This window comes from Ornithinimicrobium sufpigmenti, from assembly GCF_004322775.1.
Lineage (GTDB): Bacteria > Actinomycetota > Actinomycetes > Actinomycetales > Dermatophilaceae > Ornithinicoccus > Ornithinicoccus sufpigmenti.
Genome location: NZ_CP036403.1, coordinates 1,637,778 through 1,656,198 on the forward strand (window position 1 = coordinate 1,637,778; position 18,421 = coordinate 1,656,198).

At 72.4% G+C, this 18,421-nt stretch carries 16 protein-coding genes; 8 read left to right on the forward strand and 8 right to left on the reverse strand.

The window, feature by feature from the left end:
* Positions 1–54 precede the first annotated feature (54 nt).
* The 3 genes from ESZ52_RS07475 to ESZ52_RS07485 form a co-directional block, all read right to left on the reverse strand.
* Positions 55–1,320 carry an HRDC domain-containing protein gene (locus tag ESZ52_RS07475; RefSeq protein ID WP_131104379.1) on the reverse strand — a complete coding sequence of 422 codons (1,266 nt, stop codon included), beginning with the start codon at positions 1,318–1,320 and terminating at the stop codon, positions 55–57.
* Positions 1,320–1,964, reverse strand: coding sequence for a DUF3000 domain-containing protein (locus tag ESZ52_RS07480; protein WP_131104380.1), 645 nt, complete (start codon positions 1,962–1,964; stop codon positions 1,320–1,322). Before ESZ52_RS07480 ends, ESZ52_RS07475 begins: the two co-directional genes overlap by 1 nt.
* A 240-nt stretch (positions 1,965–2,204) precedes the next feature.
* Positions 2,205–2,825 (reverse strand): GNAT family N-acetyltransferase, encoded by a 621-nt coding sequence (locus ESZ52_RS07485; RefSeq protein WP_181009896.1) that lies wholly within the window; start codon positions 2,823–2,825, stop codon positions 2,205–2,207.
* Between the two features lie 40 nt (positions 2,826–2,865).
* On the opposite strand from ESZ52_RS07485, the gene hemE reads away from it, so the two are divergent.
* Both hemE and ESZ52_RS07495 read left to right on the forward strand, forming a co-directional pair.
* Positions 2,866–3,930 (forward strand): uroporphyrinogen decarboxylase, encoded by a 1,065-nt coding sequence (gene hemE / locus ESZ52_RS07490; protein WP_238154420.1) that lies wholly within the window; start codon positions 2,866–2,868, stop codon positions 3,928–3,930.
* A 68-nt stretch (positions 3,931–3,998) separates the two neighbouring features.
* Positions 3,999–4,676 (forward strand): Type 1 glutamine amidotransferase-like domain-containing protein, encoded by a 678-nt coding sequence (locus ESZ52_RS07495; RefSeq protein WP_131104383.1) that lies wholly within the window; start codon positions 3,999–4,001, stop codon positions 4,674–4,676.
* Positions 4,677–4,806: 130 nt separating this feature from the next.
* Here ESZ52_RS07495 and ESZ52_RS07500 read toward each other — a convergent pair whose 3' ends face one another.
* Genes ESZ52_RS07500 through ESZ52_RS07510 form a run of 3 tightly spaced genes read right to left on the reverse strand, consistent with a single transcriptional unit; the run spans position 4,807 to position 8,577 of the window.
* On the reverse strand, positions 4,807–6,582 hold the full coding sequence (locus ESZ52_RS07500) for an ABC-F family ATP-binding cassette domain-containing protein (protein ID WP_131104384.1): 1,776 nt from the start codon (positions 6,580–6,582) through the stop codon (positions 4,807–4,809).
* A gap of 59 nt (positions 6,583–6,641) precedes the next feature.
* Positions 6,642–7,553 (reverse strand): ammonia-dependent NAD(+) synthetase, encoded by a 912-nt coding sequence (gene nadE, locus ESZ52_RS07505; protein ID WP_131104385.1) that lies wholly within the window; start codon positions 7,551–7,553, stop codon positions 6,642–6,644.
* Complete coding sequence (locus tag ESZ52_RS07510) at positions 7,501–8,577, reverse strand: DUF4349 domain-containing protein (protein WP_181009895.1); 1,077 nt, start codon at positions 8,575–8,577, stop codon at positions 7,501–7,503. Before ESZ52_RS07510 ends, nadE begins: the two co-directional genes overlap by 53 nt.
* A 122-nt stretch (positions 8,578–8,699) precedes the next feature.
* Between ESZ52_RS07510 and hemG the strand changes: the two genes are divergently transcribed.
* Both hemG and hemQ read left to right on the forward strand, forming a co-directional pair.
* Entirely contained in the window at positions 8,700–10,397 is a 1,698-nt protein-coding gene (gene hemG / locus ESZ52_RS19660; protein WP_238160632.1) for a protoporphyrinogen oxidase, read from the forward strand.
* Positions 10,394–11,101 carry a hydrogen peroxide-dependent heme synthase gene (gene hemQ / locus ESZ52_RS07520; protein ID WP_131104387.1) on the forward strand — a complete coding sequence of 236 codons (708 nt, stop codon included), beginning with the start codon at positions 10,394–10,396 and terminating at the stop codon, positions 11,099–11,101. Before hemG ends, hemQ begins: the two co-directional genes overlap by 4 nt.
* 49 nt (positions 11,102–11,150) lie before the next feature.
* On the opposite strand, the gene msrB is transcribed toward hemQ, so the two are convergent.
* Complete coding sequence (gene msrB, locus ESZ52_RS07525; RefSeq protein ID WP_131104388.1) at positions 11,151–11,612, reverse strand: peptide-methionine (R)-S-oxide reductase MsrB; 462 nt, start codon at positions 11,610–11,612, stop codon at positions 11,151–11,153.
* A 107-nt stretch (positions 11,613–11,719) separates the two neighbouring features.
* On the opposite strand from msrB, the gene ligD reads away from it, so the two are divergent.
* The 4 genes from ligD to ESZ52_RS07545 all read left to right on the forward strand — a co-directional run bounded on the left by ligD (position 11,720) and on the right by ESZ52_RS07545 (position 16,157).
* A complete protein-coding gene (gene ligD, locus ESZ52_RS07530; RefSeq protein ID WP_131104389.1) occupies positions 11,720–12,784 on the forward strand; it encodes a non-homologous end-joining DNA ligase in 1,065 nt (354 codons plus the stop codon).
* A 63-nt stretch (positions 12,785–12,847) separates the two neighbouring features.
* On the forward strand, positions 12,848–13,939 hold the full coding sequence (locus ESZ52_RS07535) for an ATP-dependent DNA ligase (protein WP_131104390.1): 1,092 nt from the start codon (positions 12,848–12,850) through the stop codon (positions 13,937–13,939).
* Positions 13,936–15,219 carry an alpha/beta hydrolase family protein gene (locus tag ESZ52_RS07540; protein WP_181009894.1) on the forward strand — a complete coding sequence of 428 codons (1,284 nt, stop codon included), beginning with the start codon at positions 13,936–13,938 and terminating at the stop codon, positions 15,217–15,219. The genes ESZ52_RS07535 and ESZ52_RS07540 overlap by 4 nt, the downstream gene beginning before the upstream one ends.
* Positions 15,220–15,290: 71 nt before the next feature.
* Positions 15,291–16,157 (forward strand): polyphosphate kinase 2 family protein, encoded by an 867-nt coding sequence (locus tag ESZ52_RS07545; RefSeq protein ID WP_131104391.1) that lies wholly within the window; start codon positions 15,291–15,293, stop codon positions 16,155–16,157.
* Between the two features lie 54 nt (positions 16,158–16,211).
* Here ESZ52_RS07545 and glgX read toward each other — a convergent pair whose 3' ends face one another.
* Positions 16,212–18,335: a glycogen debranching protein GlgX gene (gene glgX, locus ESZ52_RS07550; RefSeq protein ID WP_131104392.1), complete on the reverse strand. Its 2,124-nt coding sequence runs from the start codon at positions 18,333–18,335 to the stop codon at positions 16,212–16,214.
* Positions 18,336–18,421 lie beyond the last annotated feature (86 nt).

Consider the following 18,421-nt stretch of genomic DNA (forward strand, 5'->3'; position numbering starts at 1 on the left):
ATCACATATATGAGATAACCATGTGAACGGGGCCGGGCCGCAGAGGCGTCCGGGCTAGGGGTGGCGCTCCACCGCGCTGACCAGCAGCGGGACCACCAGCTCGCGCTGCCAGGGCCGCGCGCCCTGCTCCGCCGCGGCGGCGTCCAGGCCCTCGGCGTCGCGCTGCGCGGGTGGGCGCCAGAGCAGCCGCCGCACGGTGTCGGGCTGCATGAGGTTCTCCACGGGAATGTCGACCTGTTCGGACAGCTCGACGAGCCCGGCCCTCACCTGGGTCAGTCGCGCGGCGGCCTCGGGGTCCCGGTCCGCCCAGGCCCGTGGCGGTGGTGGGCCTTCTCCGCGCTTCGTCGGCTCCGGCAGCTCCTCCTCCGTGAGTTCCTGGGCGGCGCGGATCGCGCCCAGCCACGCGCGCTGGTGCCGCAGCAGCCCCTGCTCGGCCCGCCGCTGCCGGCTGTGCGAGCGCTCGGCCCGCTCCGGCGCCAGGTCGGTGGCGTGCACCGGCTGGCGCAGCGCGAGGTCGACCAGCGTGCTGTCGGGCAGGACCCGCCCGGGGGAGACGTCGCGCTCGCGGGCGATGGCGTCCCGGACCTGCCAGAGCTCGCGCAACGCCGCCAGCGCGCGGGGCTTGCGCAGCCGGTGCATGCCGGAGGTGCGTCGCCAGGCGTCCGGGTCGTCGGGGCCGGGGGGACCGGTGAACCGGGTCAGCGCGTCGAACTCCTGCCGCGCCCACTCCAGCTTGCCCTGCTCGGCCAGGTCCCGCTCCATCCGGTCGCGCAGGTCGACGAGCAGCTCGACGTCGAGCGCGGCGTACCGCAGCCAGGGCTCGGGCAGCGGTCGGGTCGACCAGTCGACGGCGGAGTGCTCCTTGGCCAGGGTCACGCCGAGGTAGTACTCCAGGACCGCCGAGAGCCCTACGCGGGGCAGGCCGGCCAGCCGCCCGCCGAGCTCGGTGTCGAACAGCTGCGTCGGGCGCATGCCGACCTCGGCCAGGCAGGGGATGTCCTGGGTCGCGGCGTGCAGGACCCACTCGGTGCCCTCGAGCGCGTCGCCGACGGCGGTGAGATCCTCGAAGGCGACCGGGTCGATGAGCAGGGTGCCGGCGCCCTCACGGCGCAGCTGGACGAGGTAGGCACGCTGCCCGTAGCGGTAGCCGGAGGCGCGCTCGGCGTCGACGGCGACCGATCCCGCGCCGGAGCGCAGGGCGCCCAGCGCCTCCTGCAGGGCCGCTTCGGTGTCGACGACGCGGGGGACACCCTCGGCGGGCACGTCCAACGGTTCGAAGTCGCTGCTGGGATCGGCGTCCAGCGCCGGATCGACCGCCATCAGCGGCGCGTCCCGGAGAGCGCGACGACGCCCTCCGGCAACGGGGGCAGGCCGGCGAGCGTGCAGAGTAGGTCGCCCCAGGCCCCCAGGGTCGCAGCCAGCTCGGCGGGCTCGCGGTCGGGGGTCAGGACCGGGGTCCAGGACGCCCGGATCTCCAGCTCCACGCTGGGCTCCCGGTCGGCGAGCGCCCCGAAGCTCTCGGACGTGACGCAGGTGACGGTGCCTGCCGGGGCGGTGTACGCCAGGCCGGCCTCGTCGAGGGCGTCGATCAGCCAGGACCAGCCGGCCTGCCCGGCGAGGGGGTCGTGCCCGACCTCGGGCTCCATCTGGGCCTTGGCGTAGGTCACCGCCCGCCAGGTGCCCTCCCACGGCTCGGGCCCCTCGGGGTCGTGCAGCAGGACGAACCGCCCGGTGGCGGCCGCATCGTCGTCGTCGGTGAGGTGGGAGGGGATGACCTCGCCGGAGAGCGCGACCGCGTGCGGCGCCAGCCGCGAGGGCGCCGGCACCTCCTCCAGCACCAGCTCCGGGCGGACCTGCGCCTCGCGGATCCCGGCCAGGGCCCGGGTGAAGAGGGTGTCCTCCGGCGCGACAGGCGTGCCCGCCGACCGCTGTCGGGGGCGTGCGTCACTGATCCGGCTCACCACGCGTCCCACAGTAGGCCGGTTCGGCGCCCTCCGGCAGGATCGCAACGCCGACACGCGGGCCGGGCGCGAGTGACCCGGTCGGGCCGCCAGGGCCGGGCCGCACGACGCCGGGCTCCCTGCGCGCGACGTGGGATCAACGTTGTGCTGGGGACTCACCCCTGCGCGCGATGTCTCCGCGGCACAAGGTGGGACCCAGGTTGTGCGCGCCGGGGAAGACCCAGGTGATGGGGGGACGGAGGCTCACCCGTCGCTCTGGAGCAGGGACCAGCACTCGTCGTCCCACCAGGCCCCGCCCTCGGGTGCCAGCACCGCCGCGCGGTCCACCCCGTCCAGGTGGAACCCCAGGCGGCGCAGCAGCGCCGACGAGGGCCGGGCCGCCGCGAACACGCGGGCGGTGATCCGACGGACGCCGCCGGCGTCGAGGACCAGCTGCACGACCTCGCCCACCGCCTCCGTCGCCAGCCCCCGGCGCTGATGGTCGGGATGCAGGGCGTAGCCCAGACCGGCGTCGACCTCTTCCGTCACGGCGGGTGACATGGCCGAGGACCGCCGGAACCACAGCCGCATGTCGCCGATCACCTCGCCGCCGAGCTCGAGCGCCACGCTCAGCGCGGCCGGGTCTCCGAGCCACCTGTGGACCAGGTCCCGCGTCCCGTCCGGGTCGAGCGGGGGATGACCGAGGTAGCGCGTCACCTCCGGCAGCGAGCGGTAGGCGTGCACAGCCTCGATGTCAGCCAGGGTCAGCTCGCGCAGGACGAGCCGGGAGGTATGCCGTGGCAGTGCACCCACGATCCGGGCGCGGGCCGCGGCCACCGGTACCGGCGCGGCAGACGAGTCGTCAGAGGCGGAGGAAGGAGACATCGTTCCCAGTGTCGCAAGCGCCCCATGGGAGACTCGAAGGGTGACCATTCCCGTGCAGCAGACCAGCCCGACCTCGCCCGCCGACAGCCCTCTGGTGCGGGCCGCCCGCCGGCAGGAGGTGCCGCATACCCCGGTGTGGTTCATGCGCCAGGCGGGCAGGTCGCTGCCCGAGTACCGCACACTGCGCGAGGGCGTGCCGATGCTCCAGTCCTGCCGCACGCCGGAGCTGGTCACCGAGATCACCCTGCAGCCCGTGCGGCGGCACGGGGTCGATGCGGCGATCTTCTTCTCCGACATCGTCGTGCCGCTGCAGGCGGTGGGTCTGGACCTGGACATCGTCCCCGGCACCGGCCCCGTCGTCGCCGAGCCGGTGCGCACCCGGGCCGACCTCGACCGCATCCCCGAGCTGACGCCGGAGCACATCCCCGACATCGCCGAGTCGGTGCGCCTGCTCGTCGCCGAGCTGGGCGCCACCCCGCTCATCGGCTTCGCCGGGGCGCCGTTCACCCTGGCCTCCTACCTCGTCGAGGGTGGCCCGTCGAAGAACCACGAGCGCACCAAGGCGCTCATGCACGGCGACCCCGAGCTGTGGCACGACCTGTGCGCCCGGCTGGCCCAGATCTCCCTCAGCTTCCTGCAGGTCCAGGCCGCGGCCGGGGCCAGCGCGGTCCAGCTGTTCGACTCCTGGGCGGGGTTCCTGTCCCGGTCCGACTACGAGCGGTACGTCCTGCCGCACTCCCAGCGCGTCCTGCAGGACTTCGCGCAGGCGCACCCGGACGTGCCGCGGATCCACTTCGGCGTGGGCACCGGGGAGCTGCTGCCGCTCATGGCCGACGCCGGCACCGAGGTGATCGGCGTCGACTACCGGGTCAGCCTCACCGACGCGCTGGAGCGCACCGGCAGCCGGTATGCGGTGCAGGGCAACCTTGACCCCGCCCTGCTGTTCGCCCCCTGGGAGGCGCTGGAGCGTCGGGTCCGCGAGATCGTCGCTGAGGGGCAGGCGGCTCCGGGGCACATCTTCAACCTCGGGCACGGCGTCCTGCCGCACACCGACCCCGACGCCCTGACCCGGGTCACGGCGCTGGTGCACGAGCTCACCGGCTGAGGCGGGACTGCTGCGCGGAGGGTCCCGACCGCGCTACGTTGGCGCTCTGCCCAGGCCCGGGAGGCATCGTGAAGCTGCTGCTGACATCCGGTGGCGTGACGAACGCGAGCATCCACGCCGCGCTGGAGGCGCTGCTCGGCAAGGCAGTAGGGGAGGCGCACGCCCTCGTCGTGCCGACGGCCCAGTGGGGGCACCCGCAGTGCGGGCCGGCGTCGGTGCGCGGACTGGTCGCCGCCGAGCCGTCCTGGCAGCACTTCACCGGGTTGGGGTGGGCCTCCCTCGGCGTGCTGGAGCTCACGGCGCTGCCGACCGTGGGCGCCGAGCGCTGGGAGCCCTGGGTCCGGGCGGCGGACGCGCTCCTCGTGGACGGCGGCGACGCGACATACCTGCACCACTGGGTGCGGGAGTCCGGGCTGGCCGAGCTGCTGCCCAGCCTTCAGGACACGGTCTGGGTCGGGGTCAGCGCCGGCAGCATGGTGATGACGCCCCGGATCGGTGACGACTTCGTGGAGTGGGCCGGTGCGCCCGACGACCAGACCCTGGGTGTCGTCGACTTCTCGATCTTCCCGCACCTGGACGCCTGGCCCAGCAACAGCCTGGAGCACGCTCGCCGGTGGGCCGCCGACATCGGCGGGTCGGCCTACGCGATCGACGAGCAGACGGCGATCAGAGTCGTCGACGGCGTCGTCGAGGTCGTCTCGGAGGGCCACTGGGAGCGGTTCGAGGGCGGCCGGCCCGTCGAGTGACGCGGCTGTGCCCACGATCGGACTGGAATCCGGGCACGGCCGCGGCACTCGGTGACTTCGACCACGCACACGGACGTGATCTCCTGGGCCGGGGCCCCTACGCCCTCGTCCTGCTCATCACCGCGGCCGGTCAGCGGCGTCGCCGCACCCGGGCCTCGTCCCAGACCGGTTCGTCCGCCTCGTAGACGGTCCCGTCCGCGCCGAAGACCAGGAAGCGGTCGAAGCCGCGGGCGAACCAGCGGTCGTGCGTCACCGCGAGCACGGTCCCCTCGAAGCCGGCCAGTCCCTCCTCCAGCGCCTCCGCCGAGTGCAGGTCGAGGTTGTCGGTCGGCTCGTCGAGCAGCAGCAGCGTGGCGCCGGAGAGCTCCAGCAGCAGGATCTGGAACCGGGCCTGCTGGCCGCCGGAGAGGCTCTCGAAGGTCTGCTCGGCCGCCCGTGCCAAGCCGTAGCGGTCGAGCACCCGGGCAGCCTCGTCGCGCGTGCGCCCGTGCCGGTGCTCGTCCCCGCGGTGCAGGATCTCGAGCAGGGTCCGGCCCGCCTCGACGGACCGCAGCCCCTCGTGGGTCTGCGCGAACCAGCCCGGCCGCACCCGGGAGCCCAGCCTGGCCACCCCGGTATGCCGTACCGGCGCCGGCTTCCCCGCCTCACCGCCGACCGGCTGGTGCTCGACGTCGGGGTCGGAGCCGCCGGCGGCCAGCAGCCGCAGGAAGTGCGACTTGCCGGAGCCGTTCGAGCCCAGGACGGCGACCCGCTCGCCGTACCAGACCTCCAGGTCGAACGGCCGCATGAGCGCCGTGTCGGCCCTGCCCGCCTCGGCCGCCCTGCCTGTGCCGCGCGGCGCATCGGTCGTCCCCGCATCACCTTCCCCGGGGGCCAGCAGCTCCAGGCGCTCGCAGACGACCGCACGCTTGGCGGTGCGCCCACCGGTCAGCCGCATCCGCACGTTCTGCTCGTGGGCGACCTTCTCCGGCGGGCCGGCCTCCTCGAAGCGGTGCAGCCGGGTCCGGGCCGCCTGGTAGCGCGCGGCCATGTCGGCGTTGTAGGCCGCCTTCTGCTTATACATGAGCATGAGCTTGCGCAGCTTGGCGTGCTCCTCGTCCCAGCGGCGCAGCGCCTCCTCCAGCTTGGCGTTGCGCTCCTCACGCGCCTGGTGCCAGGTCGCGAAGCTGGCCGGGTGGGTCCAGGCGGTGGCGCCGGCCGCGCCGGGCTCGAGGGTGACGATGCGGGTCGCCGCGGTGCTCAGCAGCTCCCGGTCGTGGCTGACCAGCAGCACGGTCTTCGAGGTCTCCCGCAGCGCGGACTCCAGCCACTGCTTGCCGGGGACGTCAAGGAAGTTGTCCGGCTCGTCCAGGAGCAGCACCTCCTCGGGCCCCCGGAGCAGGGCCTCCAGGACGAGGCGCTTCTGCTCCCCGCCGGACAGGGTGGTGACCTTGCGCCACTGCGCCTGCTCGAACGGCATACCCAGGGCGGCGGTCGTCACCTCGTCCCAGCGCGTCTCCTGCTCGTAGCCGCCGACGTCGCCCCAGTCGGCCAGGGCCTGGGCGTAGGCCATCTGGGCCGGTTCGTCGTCGACCTCCATGATCGCGAGCTCGGCGTCGTCCAGCGCACGGGCGGCCTGCGCGATCCGCTCCGGGGCCACCGAGACCAACAGGTCACGGGCGGTGGAGTCGTCGCGGACCGCACCGATGAACTGGCGCATCACCCCGAGCCCGCCGGTGCGGGTGATCGAGCCGCCGTGCGGCTGCAGGTCGCCGGCGATGATCCGCAGCAGCGTGGTCTTGCCGGTGCCGTTGGGTCCGACGAGCGCCACCACGGCGCCCTCCCCGACCCGGAAGCTCACCTCGTCCAGCAGCGGGCGCCCGTCGGGCAGGACGAAGGAGATCTGGCTGAGGTCGACGTGTCCCACGTGGTGCGAGCCTGCCAGTCCCGCAGGTCAGACGTCTACCGGTTTGCCGCCGGCTGGTCTTAGGCGGACGGCCCCTGGGCCTCGGGCTCGTCCTTGATGACCTGCTGCGACATGGCGTCCCGACCGCCGGAGCGACCCAGGAAACCGTCGGGGGTGATCGGCAGCGCCCGCTTGTGGGCGGTACGGCGGTACCAGCCGACGATCGTCGCCTCGTCCTCCTGCGAGACCTCCTTGCCCTCCAGGTAGTCGTCGATGGCGGCGTAGGTCACCCCGAGAGCCTCCTCGTCGGCCAGCATCGGGCGGTCGCTCTCCAGGTCCGCGGTCGGCACCTTGTTGACCAGGGAGTCCGGTGCCCCGAGCCAGCGGCAGATGTCCCGCACGCGGCGCTTGGGCAGGCCGAACAGCGGCACCAGGTCGGCGGCCCCGTCGCCGAACTTGGTGTAGAAGCCGACCATGGCCTCGGCGGCCTGGTCGGTCCCGAGCACGGCCATGCCCCGCACGCCGGCGACGGCGAACTGCGCCACCATCCGCTCGCGCGCCTTGACGTTGCCGCGGTGGTAGTGGGCGGTCTCCTGGTCGCCGCCGATGCCGGCCCGCTCCAGCTCCTCCCACAGGGCGTCGGTCGCGGGGCCGATGTCGACGGTGAGGATCTCGTCGGCGCCGATCCACTCCACCGCGGCCTTCGCGTCGGCCTCGTCCTTCTGCTCGCGGTACGGCAGCCGGATCCCGACGAACCGCGCCTCGCCACCGGCCTCGCGCACCCGCTCCACCGCGAGCTGGGCCAGCCGCCCGGCGGCCGTGGAGTCCACCCCGCCACTGATGCCCAGGACGTAGCCGCGCAGCCCGGTCTCCTGCAGGTAGCGGGCCAGGAAGTCGACCCGGCGCTCGGCCTCGCGGGCGGCGTCGAAGGACTCAGGGTCAGTCACTTCCAGGGCGGTCCGGATCTCCTGCTGCAGCTGCTGGTCGGTCATCCTTGGATGCTAGCCCGGGCCTCGCGACGCCGGCCCGACGGGACGGTCCCTGCGTGGTGGTCGTGCGGGTCGCCGCACCGGACCTGGTCCGGCGGCGCCGCCACAGCAGCAGCGGTATGCCGACCAGCGCGGCGACCGCGAGGAAGGGCAGGAGCGCCCCGGCCGCGGTCAGCAGCACGGTCACCGAGGAGACGAAGGCCTCCCAGCCCGCGCGCAGGCCGGCCATGAAGCCGGTCTCGTCCTCTACCGCGAGCGCCTGCAGGTCATCGCTCTCCTCGGCCAGGTGCAGCGTGATCGTGGAGCGGCTGACGTCGGCCTCCAGCACCTTCATCCGCGCCTTCAGCGCGTCCAGCTCGGCCTCACGCGAGGTCAGCTCGCGCTCCAGGGAGGCGATCGACTCCACCGACGGCGCGTCGGCGATGAGCTCGCGCAGCCGCTCGGCCCCAGCCTCCAGGGTCTCGACCCTGGCCTCCACGTCGCGGTACTCCGCAGTGACGTCCTCGGCGGTGCTGCGGCTGAAGGTCACGTCGCCGAGCTCGCCGAGGGTGGTGATGATGCCGTCCAGGTCAGAGGTCGGCACGCGGAGCACCAGCGACCCGTGTCCCGGTCGGTCCTCGGTGCGGGGGACGACCTCCTCGGACTGCACCCAGCCACCGGCACCCGACACGGTGGCGCGGGCCTGGGTCGCCGCGGCGGCGACGTCCGCCACGAGAACCTTCAGCTCGACGCGGCGCACCATCATCGGCGCATCCTCGGCCGTCACCGCACCGGGCGCGGCGGCCGGGCCACCGGAGACGGTGCCCCCTTCGGCCGCGACCTCGTCCGCCGCGGCGGCGTCGGCTGCGGCGTCGTCGTCCATGTCCATCTCGCCGTCGGACTGCCCCTCGGCCGGCGCAGGGGCGTCCAGGGCGCTGTCGCTGTCCGCGCCGCCCCGGCTGGACACGCCGTCGTCGCCCGAGCTGGCCGAGCACCCCGCCAGCACCAACAGCAGCGCCAACACTGCCGCGATCCACTTCGTCCTCATCGTGCACTCCTCGGTCGGGCGCCGACCGACCCGGCGCGTGTGGGTGCGACCATGTGGGCCGCTGTGGGGTTCCGGGCCGGAGGTCACGAAGTGGTGACGATGCGGCATGAGATTCTGGGGGTATGCCCTCATACCTCGTCGTCGGCGGCGGGATCAGTGGTCTCGCCGCGGCCGTCGCACTTCTCGATGCCGACCCCGAGGCCCAGGTCACGGTGCTGGAGGGCAGCGACCGGGTCGGGGGCAAGCTGCGGGGGGAGGAGGTCGCCGGCCGGAGGGTCGACGTCGGGGCGGAGGCGGTCCTGGCGCGCAGGCCAGAGGCACTGGAGCTGATCGAGCGCGCCGGGCTCAGCGACGAGGTCGTGCACCCGACCGGGGCGTCGGCGCAGGTCTGGAGCCGAGGACGCCTGCACCCGATGCCGCGCCGCACCATGATGGGCGTGCCCGCGGACCCGGGATCGCTGCGCGGGCTGCTCACCGACGACGAGGTGGACCGCGCGCTGGCCGAGGTCGCGAGCCGCACGGATCTCGACGACATCTCGGTCGGCGACCTGGTCGCCGACCGGCTGGGCCCGGCGGTGCTGGACCGCCTGGTCGAGCCGTTGCTGGGCGGGGTCTATGCCGGTCACGCCCGGCTGCTGTCCGCTCGCGCGGCCCTGCCGCAGCTGCTGGCCGTCGCGCGGCAGGGCGGCTCGCTGACCGCGGCCGTGGACCGGATGTTCCCGGCGCCGACCGACGGCACCCAGAGCCAGGGCGCCAAGCCCGTCTTCGCCACCGTCCGCGGGGGTCTGCACCGCCTGCCGGAGGCGCTGGCCGAGCTGCTGACCGAGCGGGGCGTCACCATCCGGACCAGCACCCTGGCCCGGGAGCTGCGCGCGCTGCCCGAGGGTGGCTTCGAGGTGGTGACCGGCCCGCGGCCGGCGCCGACGGCATACCGGGCGGACCGGCTGGTGCTGGCCGTGCCCCCGGCACCCGCCGCGCGCCTGCTGGCCTCCCTCGCACCCGACGCCGCACAGCTGCTGCAGCAGGTGGAGACGGCGTCGATGGCGGTGATCACCCTGGCGCTGCCCAGCGCCGAGCTGGGGGACCTGACCGGACCGTCGCCCGAAGGGCAGTCCGGGGGGTTGTTGGGGGGCGGAGCCCCCCGACCGTCGCCCGAAGGGCAGTCCGGGGGGTTGTTGGGGGGCGGAGCCCCCCGACCGTCGCCCGAAGGGCAGTCCGGGGGGTTGTTGGGGGGCGGAGCCCCCCGACCGTCGCCCGAAGGGCAGTCCGGGGGGTTGTTGGGGGGCGGAGCCCCCCGACCGTCGGGCTTCCTGGTTCCGCCGGTCGAGGACCTGCGGATCAAGGCGGCGACGTTCTCGGCCAACAAGTGGGCCTGGGTCGCCGAGCTCGGCCGGGGTGCAGGGCCGGACGGGCAGGACCTCATCTTCCTGCGCGCCTCGATCGGCCGGCACCGCGAGGAGGCGACGCTCCAGCACCCGGACGACGAGCTCGTCGAGGTCGCGCGGGCAGACCTGGCCCGTGTCCTGGGTCGCGACCTCCCGGCCCACGTCGACGCGCACGTGCAGCGCTGGGGCGGGGGGCTGCCGCAGTACGCCGTCGGTCACGTCGACCTCGTCGCGCAGGTGCGCGCAGCCGTCGACCAGGTGCCCGGCCTCGCCGTCTGCGGCGCCGCCTACGACGGCGTCGGCATCCCCGCCTGCATCGCCTCCGCACGCCGGGCCGCAGATCAGCTCGCCCAGCAGGCCGCGCAGCCCGAGCGCGCGGCATACCCCACAGACCCCGCATCATCACCCGCACACGCAAGGAGCAGCACCCGATGAGCAACTACACCCACCCCACCCCTGAGCAGGTCGAGGAGATCAACACCGAGATCCGGTATGCCGCCTACTCGGTCTTCCGGGCGGCCGCTCCGCTGCCGCAGGACCGGGAGGGTCTGGCGCGGGAGGTGGACCAGCTCTTCGCCGAGCTGTCGGGCCAGGGGCTAGTCGTCCGGGGTGTGTACGACGTCGCCGGCCTGCGGGGGGACGCCGACCTGATGATCTGGTGGCACGCGAAGGAGGTGGAGCTGGTGCAGAAGGCCTACCAGCGCTTCCGCCAGACCCACCTCGGGCAGCACCTGGAGCCGGTGTGGTCCAACGTGGGCCTGCACCGCCCGGCGGAGTTCAACCGCGGGCACGTGCCAGCCTTCCTCTCCGGGCACGACCCGAAGAAGTTCCTGTGCGTCTACCCCTTCGTCCGGTCCTACGAGTGGTACCTCCTGGACCCGGCCGAGCGCGGCCAGATGCTGAGGGACCACGGCATGGCGGCGAAGGACTACAAGGACGTGCTGGCCAACACCATCTCCAGCTTCGCGCTCGGCGACTACGAGTGGCTGCTGGCCTTCGAGGCCGACGAGCTGCACCGGATCGTGGACCTCATGCGCGACCTGCGCAACACCCAGGCCCGGATGCACGTCCGCGAAGAGGTGCCGTTCTTCACCGGTCCGCGCGTGGAGGTCGGCGAGCTGGTGACCCGGCTGCCCTGAGGGTCGAGCCCCGCTGCCCTGAGGGCAGCGGGCTCCGGTCCGCCCGGAGTCAGCCCTCCTGCGGGACCAGCGTCATCGAGATGCTGTTCATGCAGTAACGCAGGTCGGTCGGGGTGTCGAAGCCCTCACCCTCGAAGACGTGGCCCAGGTGGGATCCGCAGGAGGCGCAGCGCACCTCGGTGCGGGTGCGGCCCAGGGAGTCGTCCTGGATGTACTGGACACGGTCCTCGGCGAGCGGGGCGTAGAAGCTCGGCCACCCGCAGTGCGCCTCGAACTTGGTCTCGCTGCGGAACAGCTCGGCGTTGCAGGCGCGGCAGGCGTAGACGCCCTCGGTCGTGGTCGAGTTGTACTCACCGGTGAACGGGCGCTCGGTGCCGGCCTCGCGCAGCACGTGGTACTCCTCGGGGCTGAGCTGCTCGCGCCACTCCTGCTCGCTCTTGGCCTGCGGGTATGCGGCGGCGGTGTCGGTGCGGGCGGAGTCGGTCGCGGGGGTGCTGTGCTGGGTGCTCATACCGTGAGTCAACCACGAGGTCGGCGCGATTGTTTCCGGCCCTCGCGGGGACGGAGCGCCCGACGGAGCGCCGGACGGGCCGGCCCCCACCGGGCTACATTGACGCCATGGCCGACGCCACGATGCTGACCGCGCCCGGACCCGACGGCGAGGACCGGGAGGTGCGGCTGAGCAGCCCGGACAAGGTGGTGTGGCCGGCCACGGACGGGGGTGCGGCGATCACCAAGGCCGCCCTGGCCGCATACCTCACCGTCGTCGCCGAACCCATGCTGCGCGGGCTGGCCGACCGCCCGGTGACCCTGCAGCGGGTGCGCGGCGGGATCGAGGGGGAGGTGTTCTACTCCAAGAACCCGCCCAAGGGGGTGCCGGAGTGGTCGCGGACGACGATGGTGACCTACCCCAGCGGGCGCAGCCACCCGCAGCTGGTGGTCGACGACCTGGCGACTCTGCTGTGGACGGCGCAGATGGGCACGGTGACGTGGCACCCGTGGCCGGTGCTCACCGGGGACAACGACCACCCGGACGAGGTGCGGATCGACCTGGACCCCCAGCCGGGCCGGGTCTTCGCCGACGTCGTCGAGGCGGCCCAGGGGCTGCGCGAGGTGATGCAGGAGGTGGGGCTGACGCCCTATGTGAAGACCACCGGCAACCGCGGCGTGCACGTCTTCGCCGCGATCGAGCCGCGGCTGGAGTTCCTCGACGTGCGGCATGCCGTGATCGGTCTCGCGCGCGAGCTGGAGCGGCGCCTGCCCGATTTGGTGACCACGGCGTGGTGGAAGGAGGAGCGGGGAGAGCGGATCTTCGTCGACTTCAACCAGGCCACCCGGGACCGGACGCTCGCGGCGGCCTGGAGCCCGCGCATCCAGCCGGGCGCGCCGGTGTCGGTGCCGGTCACCTGGGAGCAGCTGGGCGACGTGGTGCCCGGGGAGCTCACCGTGCACACCGTGCCGGAGTGGCTCGCCGAGCACGGTGACCCCTGGGCGGGACTGCACGAGGAGCCAGGCCGGATCGACGGTGCCTACGCCCTGTGGGAGGCCGACCTGGAGCGCGGTCTGGGCGAGCTGAACTTCCCCCCCGACCACCCCAAGATGCCGGGGGAGCCGCCGCGCGTGCAGCCGAGCAAGAAGGTCGCCGAACATTGGGACGAGCACGGCAACCGCGTCGAGGGTTGAGCGGGTCGCCCGTCGTCGAGGCGTGACGGGTGCGACGGGCGTGGCTGTGGTTGAGTGGGTTCCGTGGACCTGCCCGTGATGCCCCCGGTGAGCCCGATGCTGGCCAAGCCGGCGACGAGCCTGCCGGAGGGGTGGCTCTACGACCCCAAGTGGGACGGCTTCCGGTCGATCGTCTTCCGGGACGGCGACGATGTCGAGCTGGGCTCGCGCAACGAGAAGCCGATGACCCGCTACTTCCCCGAGCTCGTCGAGGCGGCCCGGGCCGAGCTGCCCGAGCGCTGCGTCGTGGACGGGGAGATCGTCGTCGCCGACGCGACGGGGGAGCGGCTGGACTTCGAGGCGCTCGGGCAGCGGATCCATCCCGCCGACTCGCGCGTGCAGATGCTGTCCCAGGCCACGCCCGCGGCGTTCGTCGCCTTCGACCTGCTCGCCCTGGGCGACGAGGACCTGACCGGTATGCCGTTCCGCGAGCGCCGCGCGCGCCTCGAGCGGGCGCTCCCAGGGACGTCAGCGGGGTCCTTCCACCTGTCCCCGCTGACCGACGACGCAGAGGTCGCCATGCGGTGGTTCACCGAGTTCGAGGGGGCCGGCCTCGACGGGGTCATCGGCAAGGACCCGGAGGCGACCTACCAGCCGAACAAGCGGGTGCTGACCAAGCTCAAGCACGTCCGCACGACCGACTGCGTCGTCGCCGGTTACCGCACGCACAAGTCCAGCGACGAGGCGATCGGCTCGTTGCTGCTGGGGCTCTACCGGCCGGACGGGCAGCTGGCCCACGTCGGGGTCTCGTCCTCCTTCCCGATGGCCAGGCGCAAGGCGCTGTTCGAGGAGCTGCAGCCGTGGGTGACCGACCTCGAGGGGCACCCCTGGGACTGGGCCCGGCACCTGGAGGGGGAACGCACGCCCAGCAAGAGCTCCGGCTCGCGGTGGGCGGCGGGCAAGGACCTGTCGTTCACGCCCTTGCGGCCGGAACGGGTGGTCGAGGTCCGGTACGACTACCTCGAGGGTGACCGGTTCCGGCACACCGCGCAGTTCGTCCGCTGGCGGCCGGACCGGGAGCCGCAGAGCTGCACCTACGAGCAGCTGGATCTGCCGACGGGCTACCTGTTGAGCCAGGTGCTGGGGGCACCGCTGACCGGGGGAGCGGCCCGATGAGCCGGGTGGCGCAGGTGCTCGCCGGCGCGGGAGGCGGTGCGGCGGGAAAGCTCCCGCGGGGTCGTCAGGGCGGCAGGCAGGCGGCGAAGAAGAACTCCTCGTCCGAGCTGGGCTCCTCCCTGGGCCGGGCCGCGGTGGCCGGCATCAGCGCGGCGGCCGGGGCAGCGGTCGGGGGCGCGGTCTCGATGGGGACCGCGACCTACTTCGCGCACCGCATCATCACGCCGGAGCACGAGAAGAAGGACGACACCGCGATCTTGGACGTCGACGAGGACGCCGGCACGGTGACCTTCCGGGCGACCCCGTGGACGAGTGCGCCGGGACGCTACGGGCTGTGGCTCGACCGGGGAGCTGGGCACGCCCGGGTGGGGCAGGTGCTGGCGGAGGACCACGAGCTCAAGCCGCCGACGGTGACGCGCGAGCTGCTCGGGGTGGACCAGGGGGAGCTCGCGCCTGGTCCGGCCCGCTGGAACAAGTACTTCTTTTGCGGCACACCAGGATCGGCGCTGGGGCTCGACTACGAGGACGTCGTGGTGACCTCCGACATCGGCGACTTGGGCGCGTGGCGGGTGCCGCCGCAGGAGGGCACCGACAACGGCGACTGGGCCGTCCTGGTGCACGGCCGCAGCGCCATGCGGGAGGAGACCCTCCGTGCGGTCCCGGTGCTGCACCGACTCGGTTACACCACCTTGATCCCGATGTACCGCAACGACATCGGCGCCCCCGCGTCCAGCGACGGTCGCTACAGCCTGGGGATGGCCGAGTGGCGGGACGTGGATGCCGCGCTGCGGTACGCCCTGGCCCACGGCGCCAGACGCCTGGTCCTCGTCGGCTGGTCGATGGGCGGCGCCATCGTGCTGCAGGCGCTCAACCGCTCCGACGTGGCACATCGGGTGCACCGGGTCATCCTCAACGGCCCCGTCATCGACTGGGGCAATGTGCTGGCCCACCAGGCCGACCTGCACTTCATCCCGCGCCCCATCGACCACCTCGCCCGGAGCCTGCTGCGCAGCCGGCTGTCCCGGCACCTGCTGGGGATCGCCGAGCCGGTGGACGTCGCAGCGACGAACTGGGTGGACCGGGCCGACGAGGTGACCCACCGCATCTTCATCATCCACTCGGCGACCGACGAGACCGTCCCCTACGGGCCGTCCCAGGACCTGGCCCGCCGCCGGCCCGGCCTGGTGCACACCTTCGTCTGGCCGCGGTCGCGCCACTGCCAGGAGTGGAACACCAACCCCTCGCTCTGGGACGACCTGGTCGCCAGCTTCCTGCGCTGACCCGACGCCACGCAGGCGGTGGGCACACGGCATACCCTGCGCCCGAACGGAACCGCTGGCAGGATGAGCGGATGGCCGAGGACAGACGCACCGTCGACAGCGACCGACCGTTCACCGAGGCGCTGCGCGTGCGCGAGGGCTTCGGGCTCTCTGACCTCGACCCACGGAGCACGCCCGCCTTCACGGGGAGGAAGGCGGACGGGAAGGCGGCGCTCCTGGAGCACGACGACGAGCTGTCAAGCCTGCAGGAGCAGCTGTATGCCGCCAGCGTGGGCGGCGACTCGCGGCGCCGGGTGCTGCTGATCGTGCAGGGGATGGACACCTCGGGCAAGGGCGGCATCATGCGCCACGTCGTCGGCCGGGTCGACCCGCAGGGGGTGCAGATCACCGCCTTCAAGAAACCGACCGAGGAAGAGCTGAGGCACCCGTTCCTGTGGCGCATCCGCAAGCGGCTGCCGGAGCCGGGCAAGATCGGCGTCTTCGACCGCTCGCACTACGAGGACGTGCTGGTGGTGCGGGTGCACGACCTGGTGCCACAGCAGGAGTGGTCCTCCCGCTACGCCACCATCAATGACTTCGAGCAGGAGCTGGTCGAGGACGGGATCACGGTGATCAAGGTGATGCTGCACATCTCCGCCGCCGAGCAGAAGGAGCGGCTGGGGAAGCGGTTGGACCGTCCCGACAAGCACTGGAAGTTCAACCCCGGCGACATCGACGAGCGGGAAAACTGGTCGGACTACCAGGAGGCCTACCAGGCCGCCCTGGAGCGGTGCAACATCGATGCGGCGCCCTGGTTCGTGGTGCCGGCCGACCGCAAGTGGTATGCCCGGCTGGCGGTCCAGCAGCTGTTGCTGGAGCACCTGCGGGCCCTGGACCTGCGGTGGCCGGTCGCCACCTTCGACGTGGAGGAGCAGAAGGCGCGGCTCGCGCGCACCTGAGCCGCGCCTGCGCCCACGTGCGGCGTCAGGCGCGGCGGCCGGACGGCATACCGCTCAGGCGAGTTCCTCGGCGGGGACGCCCTGCAGCACGACCACGGCCCGCGGCGGCATCTCGTAGGTCTTGCCGGTCTCCCACAGCACCCCGTTCTCGCGGGCGGCGCCGCTGGTGTCCACGACGGCGTCCCAGCTCGCGGCGTTGATCCCGATGGGCACGGTGAAGGGCACCGCCTCGTGGTGGCCGTTGAAGAGCAGCAGGAAGTGGTCGTCGATCAGCGGCTGGCCGCGCTCGTCCCGCTCGGTGATGGCCTCGCCGTTGAGGAAGACCGTCACCGCCTGCCTGCGCGAGTGCCAGCCCTCCTCGGTCATCGGGGTGCCGTCGGGGGAGTACCAGAGGATGTCGCCGAGGTCGCTCTGACCACCGTGGTCCGCGTCACCGGCGAAGAACCGGCGACGACGGAAGACGGGATGCTCGCGACGCAAGGTGATGAGGTCGGAGGTGAACTCGAGCAGCTGCTGCTGGTCGGTGGACAGGACCCAGTCCATCCAGGCCAGCTCGTTGTCCTGGGCGTAGACGTTGTTGTTGCCCATCTGGGTGCGGGCGATCTCGTCGCCGTGGGCCATCATCGGCACGCCCTGGCTGAGCATGAGCGTGGCCAGGAAGTTGCGGTGCTGGCGCTCGCGCAGGGCCAGCACCTCGGGGTCGTCCGTGGGGCCCTCGACGCCGCAGTTCCAGGAGCGGTTGTGCTCCTCGCCGTCCGCACCGCCCTCGCCGTTGGCCTCGTTGTGCTTGTGGTTGTAGGAGACGAGGTCGCGCATGGTGAAGCCGTCGTGCGCGGTGACGAAGTTGATCGAGGCGATCGGCCGACGGCCGCTGTGCTCGTAGAGGTCGGAGGAGCCGGTCAGCCGGGAGGCGAACTCGCCCATCGACGCCGGCTCGCCGCGCCAGAAGTCGCGGACGGTGTCGCGGTACTTGCCGTTCCACTCCGTCCACAGCGGGGGGAAGTTGCCGACCTGGTAACCGCCCTCGCCCAGGTCCCAGGGCTCGGCGATGAGCTTGACCTGGGAGATCACCGGGTCCTGCTGGATGATGTCGAAGAAGGCGGACAGCTTGTCCACCTCGTGGAACTGGCGGGCCAGGGTCGCGGCGAGGTCGAAGCGGAAGCCGTCGACGTGCATCTCGGTGACCCAGTAGCGCAGGCTGTCCATGATCAGCTGCAGCACGTGGGGGTGGCGCATCAGCAGGCTGTTGCCGGTGCCCGTGGTGTCGTAGTAGTGGGCCTTGTCGTTGTCGACCAGCCGGTAGTAGCTGGCGTTGTCCAGCCCGCGGAAGGACAGCGTGGGGCCCAGGTGGTTGCCCTCGGCGGTGTGGTTGTAGACGACGTCGAGGATGACCTCGATGCCCGCCTCGTGCAGCGCCTTGACCATCGACTTGAACTCGGTGACCTGCTGACCGCGCTGGCCCGACGCCGAGTAGGCGTTGTGGGGAGCCAGGAAACCGATGGTGTTGTAGCCCCAGTAGTTGGACAGTCCCTGATCCTGCAGGTGGGTGTCGTTGACGAACTGGTGGACCGGCAGCAGCTCGACCGCCGTGATCCCGAGGTCGACGAGGTGCTGCACCACGGCGGGGTGCGCCATCCCGGCATACGTGCCCCGGATGTTCTCCGGCACCTCGGGGTGGGTCATCGTCATACCCTTGACGTGCGCCTCGTAGATGACGCTGTCGTGGTAGTCGTGGTTCGGCGGCCGGTCGTGGCCCCAGTCGAAGTACGGGTTGGTGACGATGCCGAGCATCGTGTGGGGCGCGGAGTCCTCCTCGTTGTAGGAGGCCGGGTCGCCGAAGGTGTAGGAGAACAGCCCCTGGTGCCCCTGGATCTGGCCCTCGATGGCCTTGGCGTACGGGTCGAGCAGCAGCTTGTTCGGGTTGAACCGGTGCCCCTCGTCGGGTTCGTACGGGCCGTGCACCCGGTAGCCGTAGCGCTGGCTGGGCTGGCACGCCGGCAGGTAGGCGTGCCAGACGTAGGCGTCGACCTCGGTCAGCGGGATCCGGGTCTCCTGGCCGTCGTCGTCGATGAGGCACAGGTCCACTCCGGTGGCGTTCTCGGAGAAGACGGCGAAGTTCGTGCCGGTGCCGTCAAAGGTGGCGCCAAGGGGATAGGGGGAGCCGGGCCAAACATCCATGCGTGGGACTTTCAGGTGGGGGACAGGGGGTCGAATGACCCCGTCGTCGGCAACGGTCCATGATACGTCCCTTTCTCCGGTATGCC

Coding starts and splice junctions, on each gene's coding strand:
- ESZ52_RS07475 (WP_131104379.1), bottom strand. CDS start 1,320: ATGGCGGTCGATCCGGCGCTGGACGCCGATCCCAGCAGCGACTTCGAA.
- ESZ52_RS07485 (WP_181009896.1), bottom strand. CDS start 2,825: ATGTCTCCTTCCTCCGCCTCTGACGACTCGTCTGCCGCGCCGGTACCG.
- nadE (WP_131104385.1), bottom strand. CDS start 7,553: ATGACCGACCAGCAGCTGCAGCAGGAGATCCGGACCGCCCTGGAAGTG.
- ESZ52_RS07510 (WP_181009895.1), bottom strand. CDS start 8,577: ATGAGGACGAAGTGGATCGCGGCAGTGTTGGCGCTGCTGTTGGTGCTG.
- hemG (WP_238160632.1), top strand. CDS start 8,700: ATGCCCTCATACCTCGTCGTCGGCGGCGGGATCAGTGGTCTCGCCGCG.
- hemQ (WP_131104387.1), top strand. CDS start 10,394: ATGAGCAACTACACCCACCCCACCCCTGAGCAGGTCGAGGAGATCAAC.
- msrB (WP_131104388.1), bottom strand. CDS start 11,612: ATGAGCACCCAGCACAGCACCCCCGCGACCGACTCCGCCCGCACCGAC.
- ligD (WP_131104389.1), top strand. CDS start 11,720: ATGGCCGACGCCACGATGCTGACCGCGCCCGGACCCGACGGCGAGGAC.
- ESZ52_RS07540 (WP_181009894.1), top strand. CDS start 13,936: ATGAGCCGGGTGGCGCAGGTGCTCGCCGGCGCGGGAGGCGGTGCGGCG.
- ESZ52_RS07545 (WP_131104391.1), top strand. CDS start 15,291: ATGGCCGAGGACAGACGCACCGTCGACAGCGACCGACCGTTCACCGAG.
- glgX (WP_131104392.1), bottom strand. CDS start 18,335: ATGGATGTTTGGCCCGGCTCCCCCTATCCCCTTGGCGCCACCTTTGAC.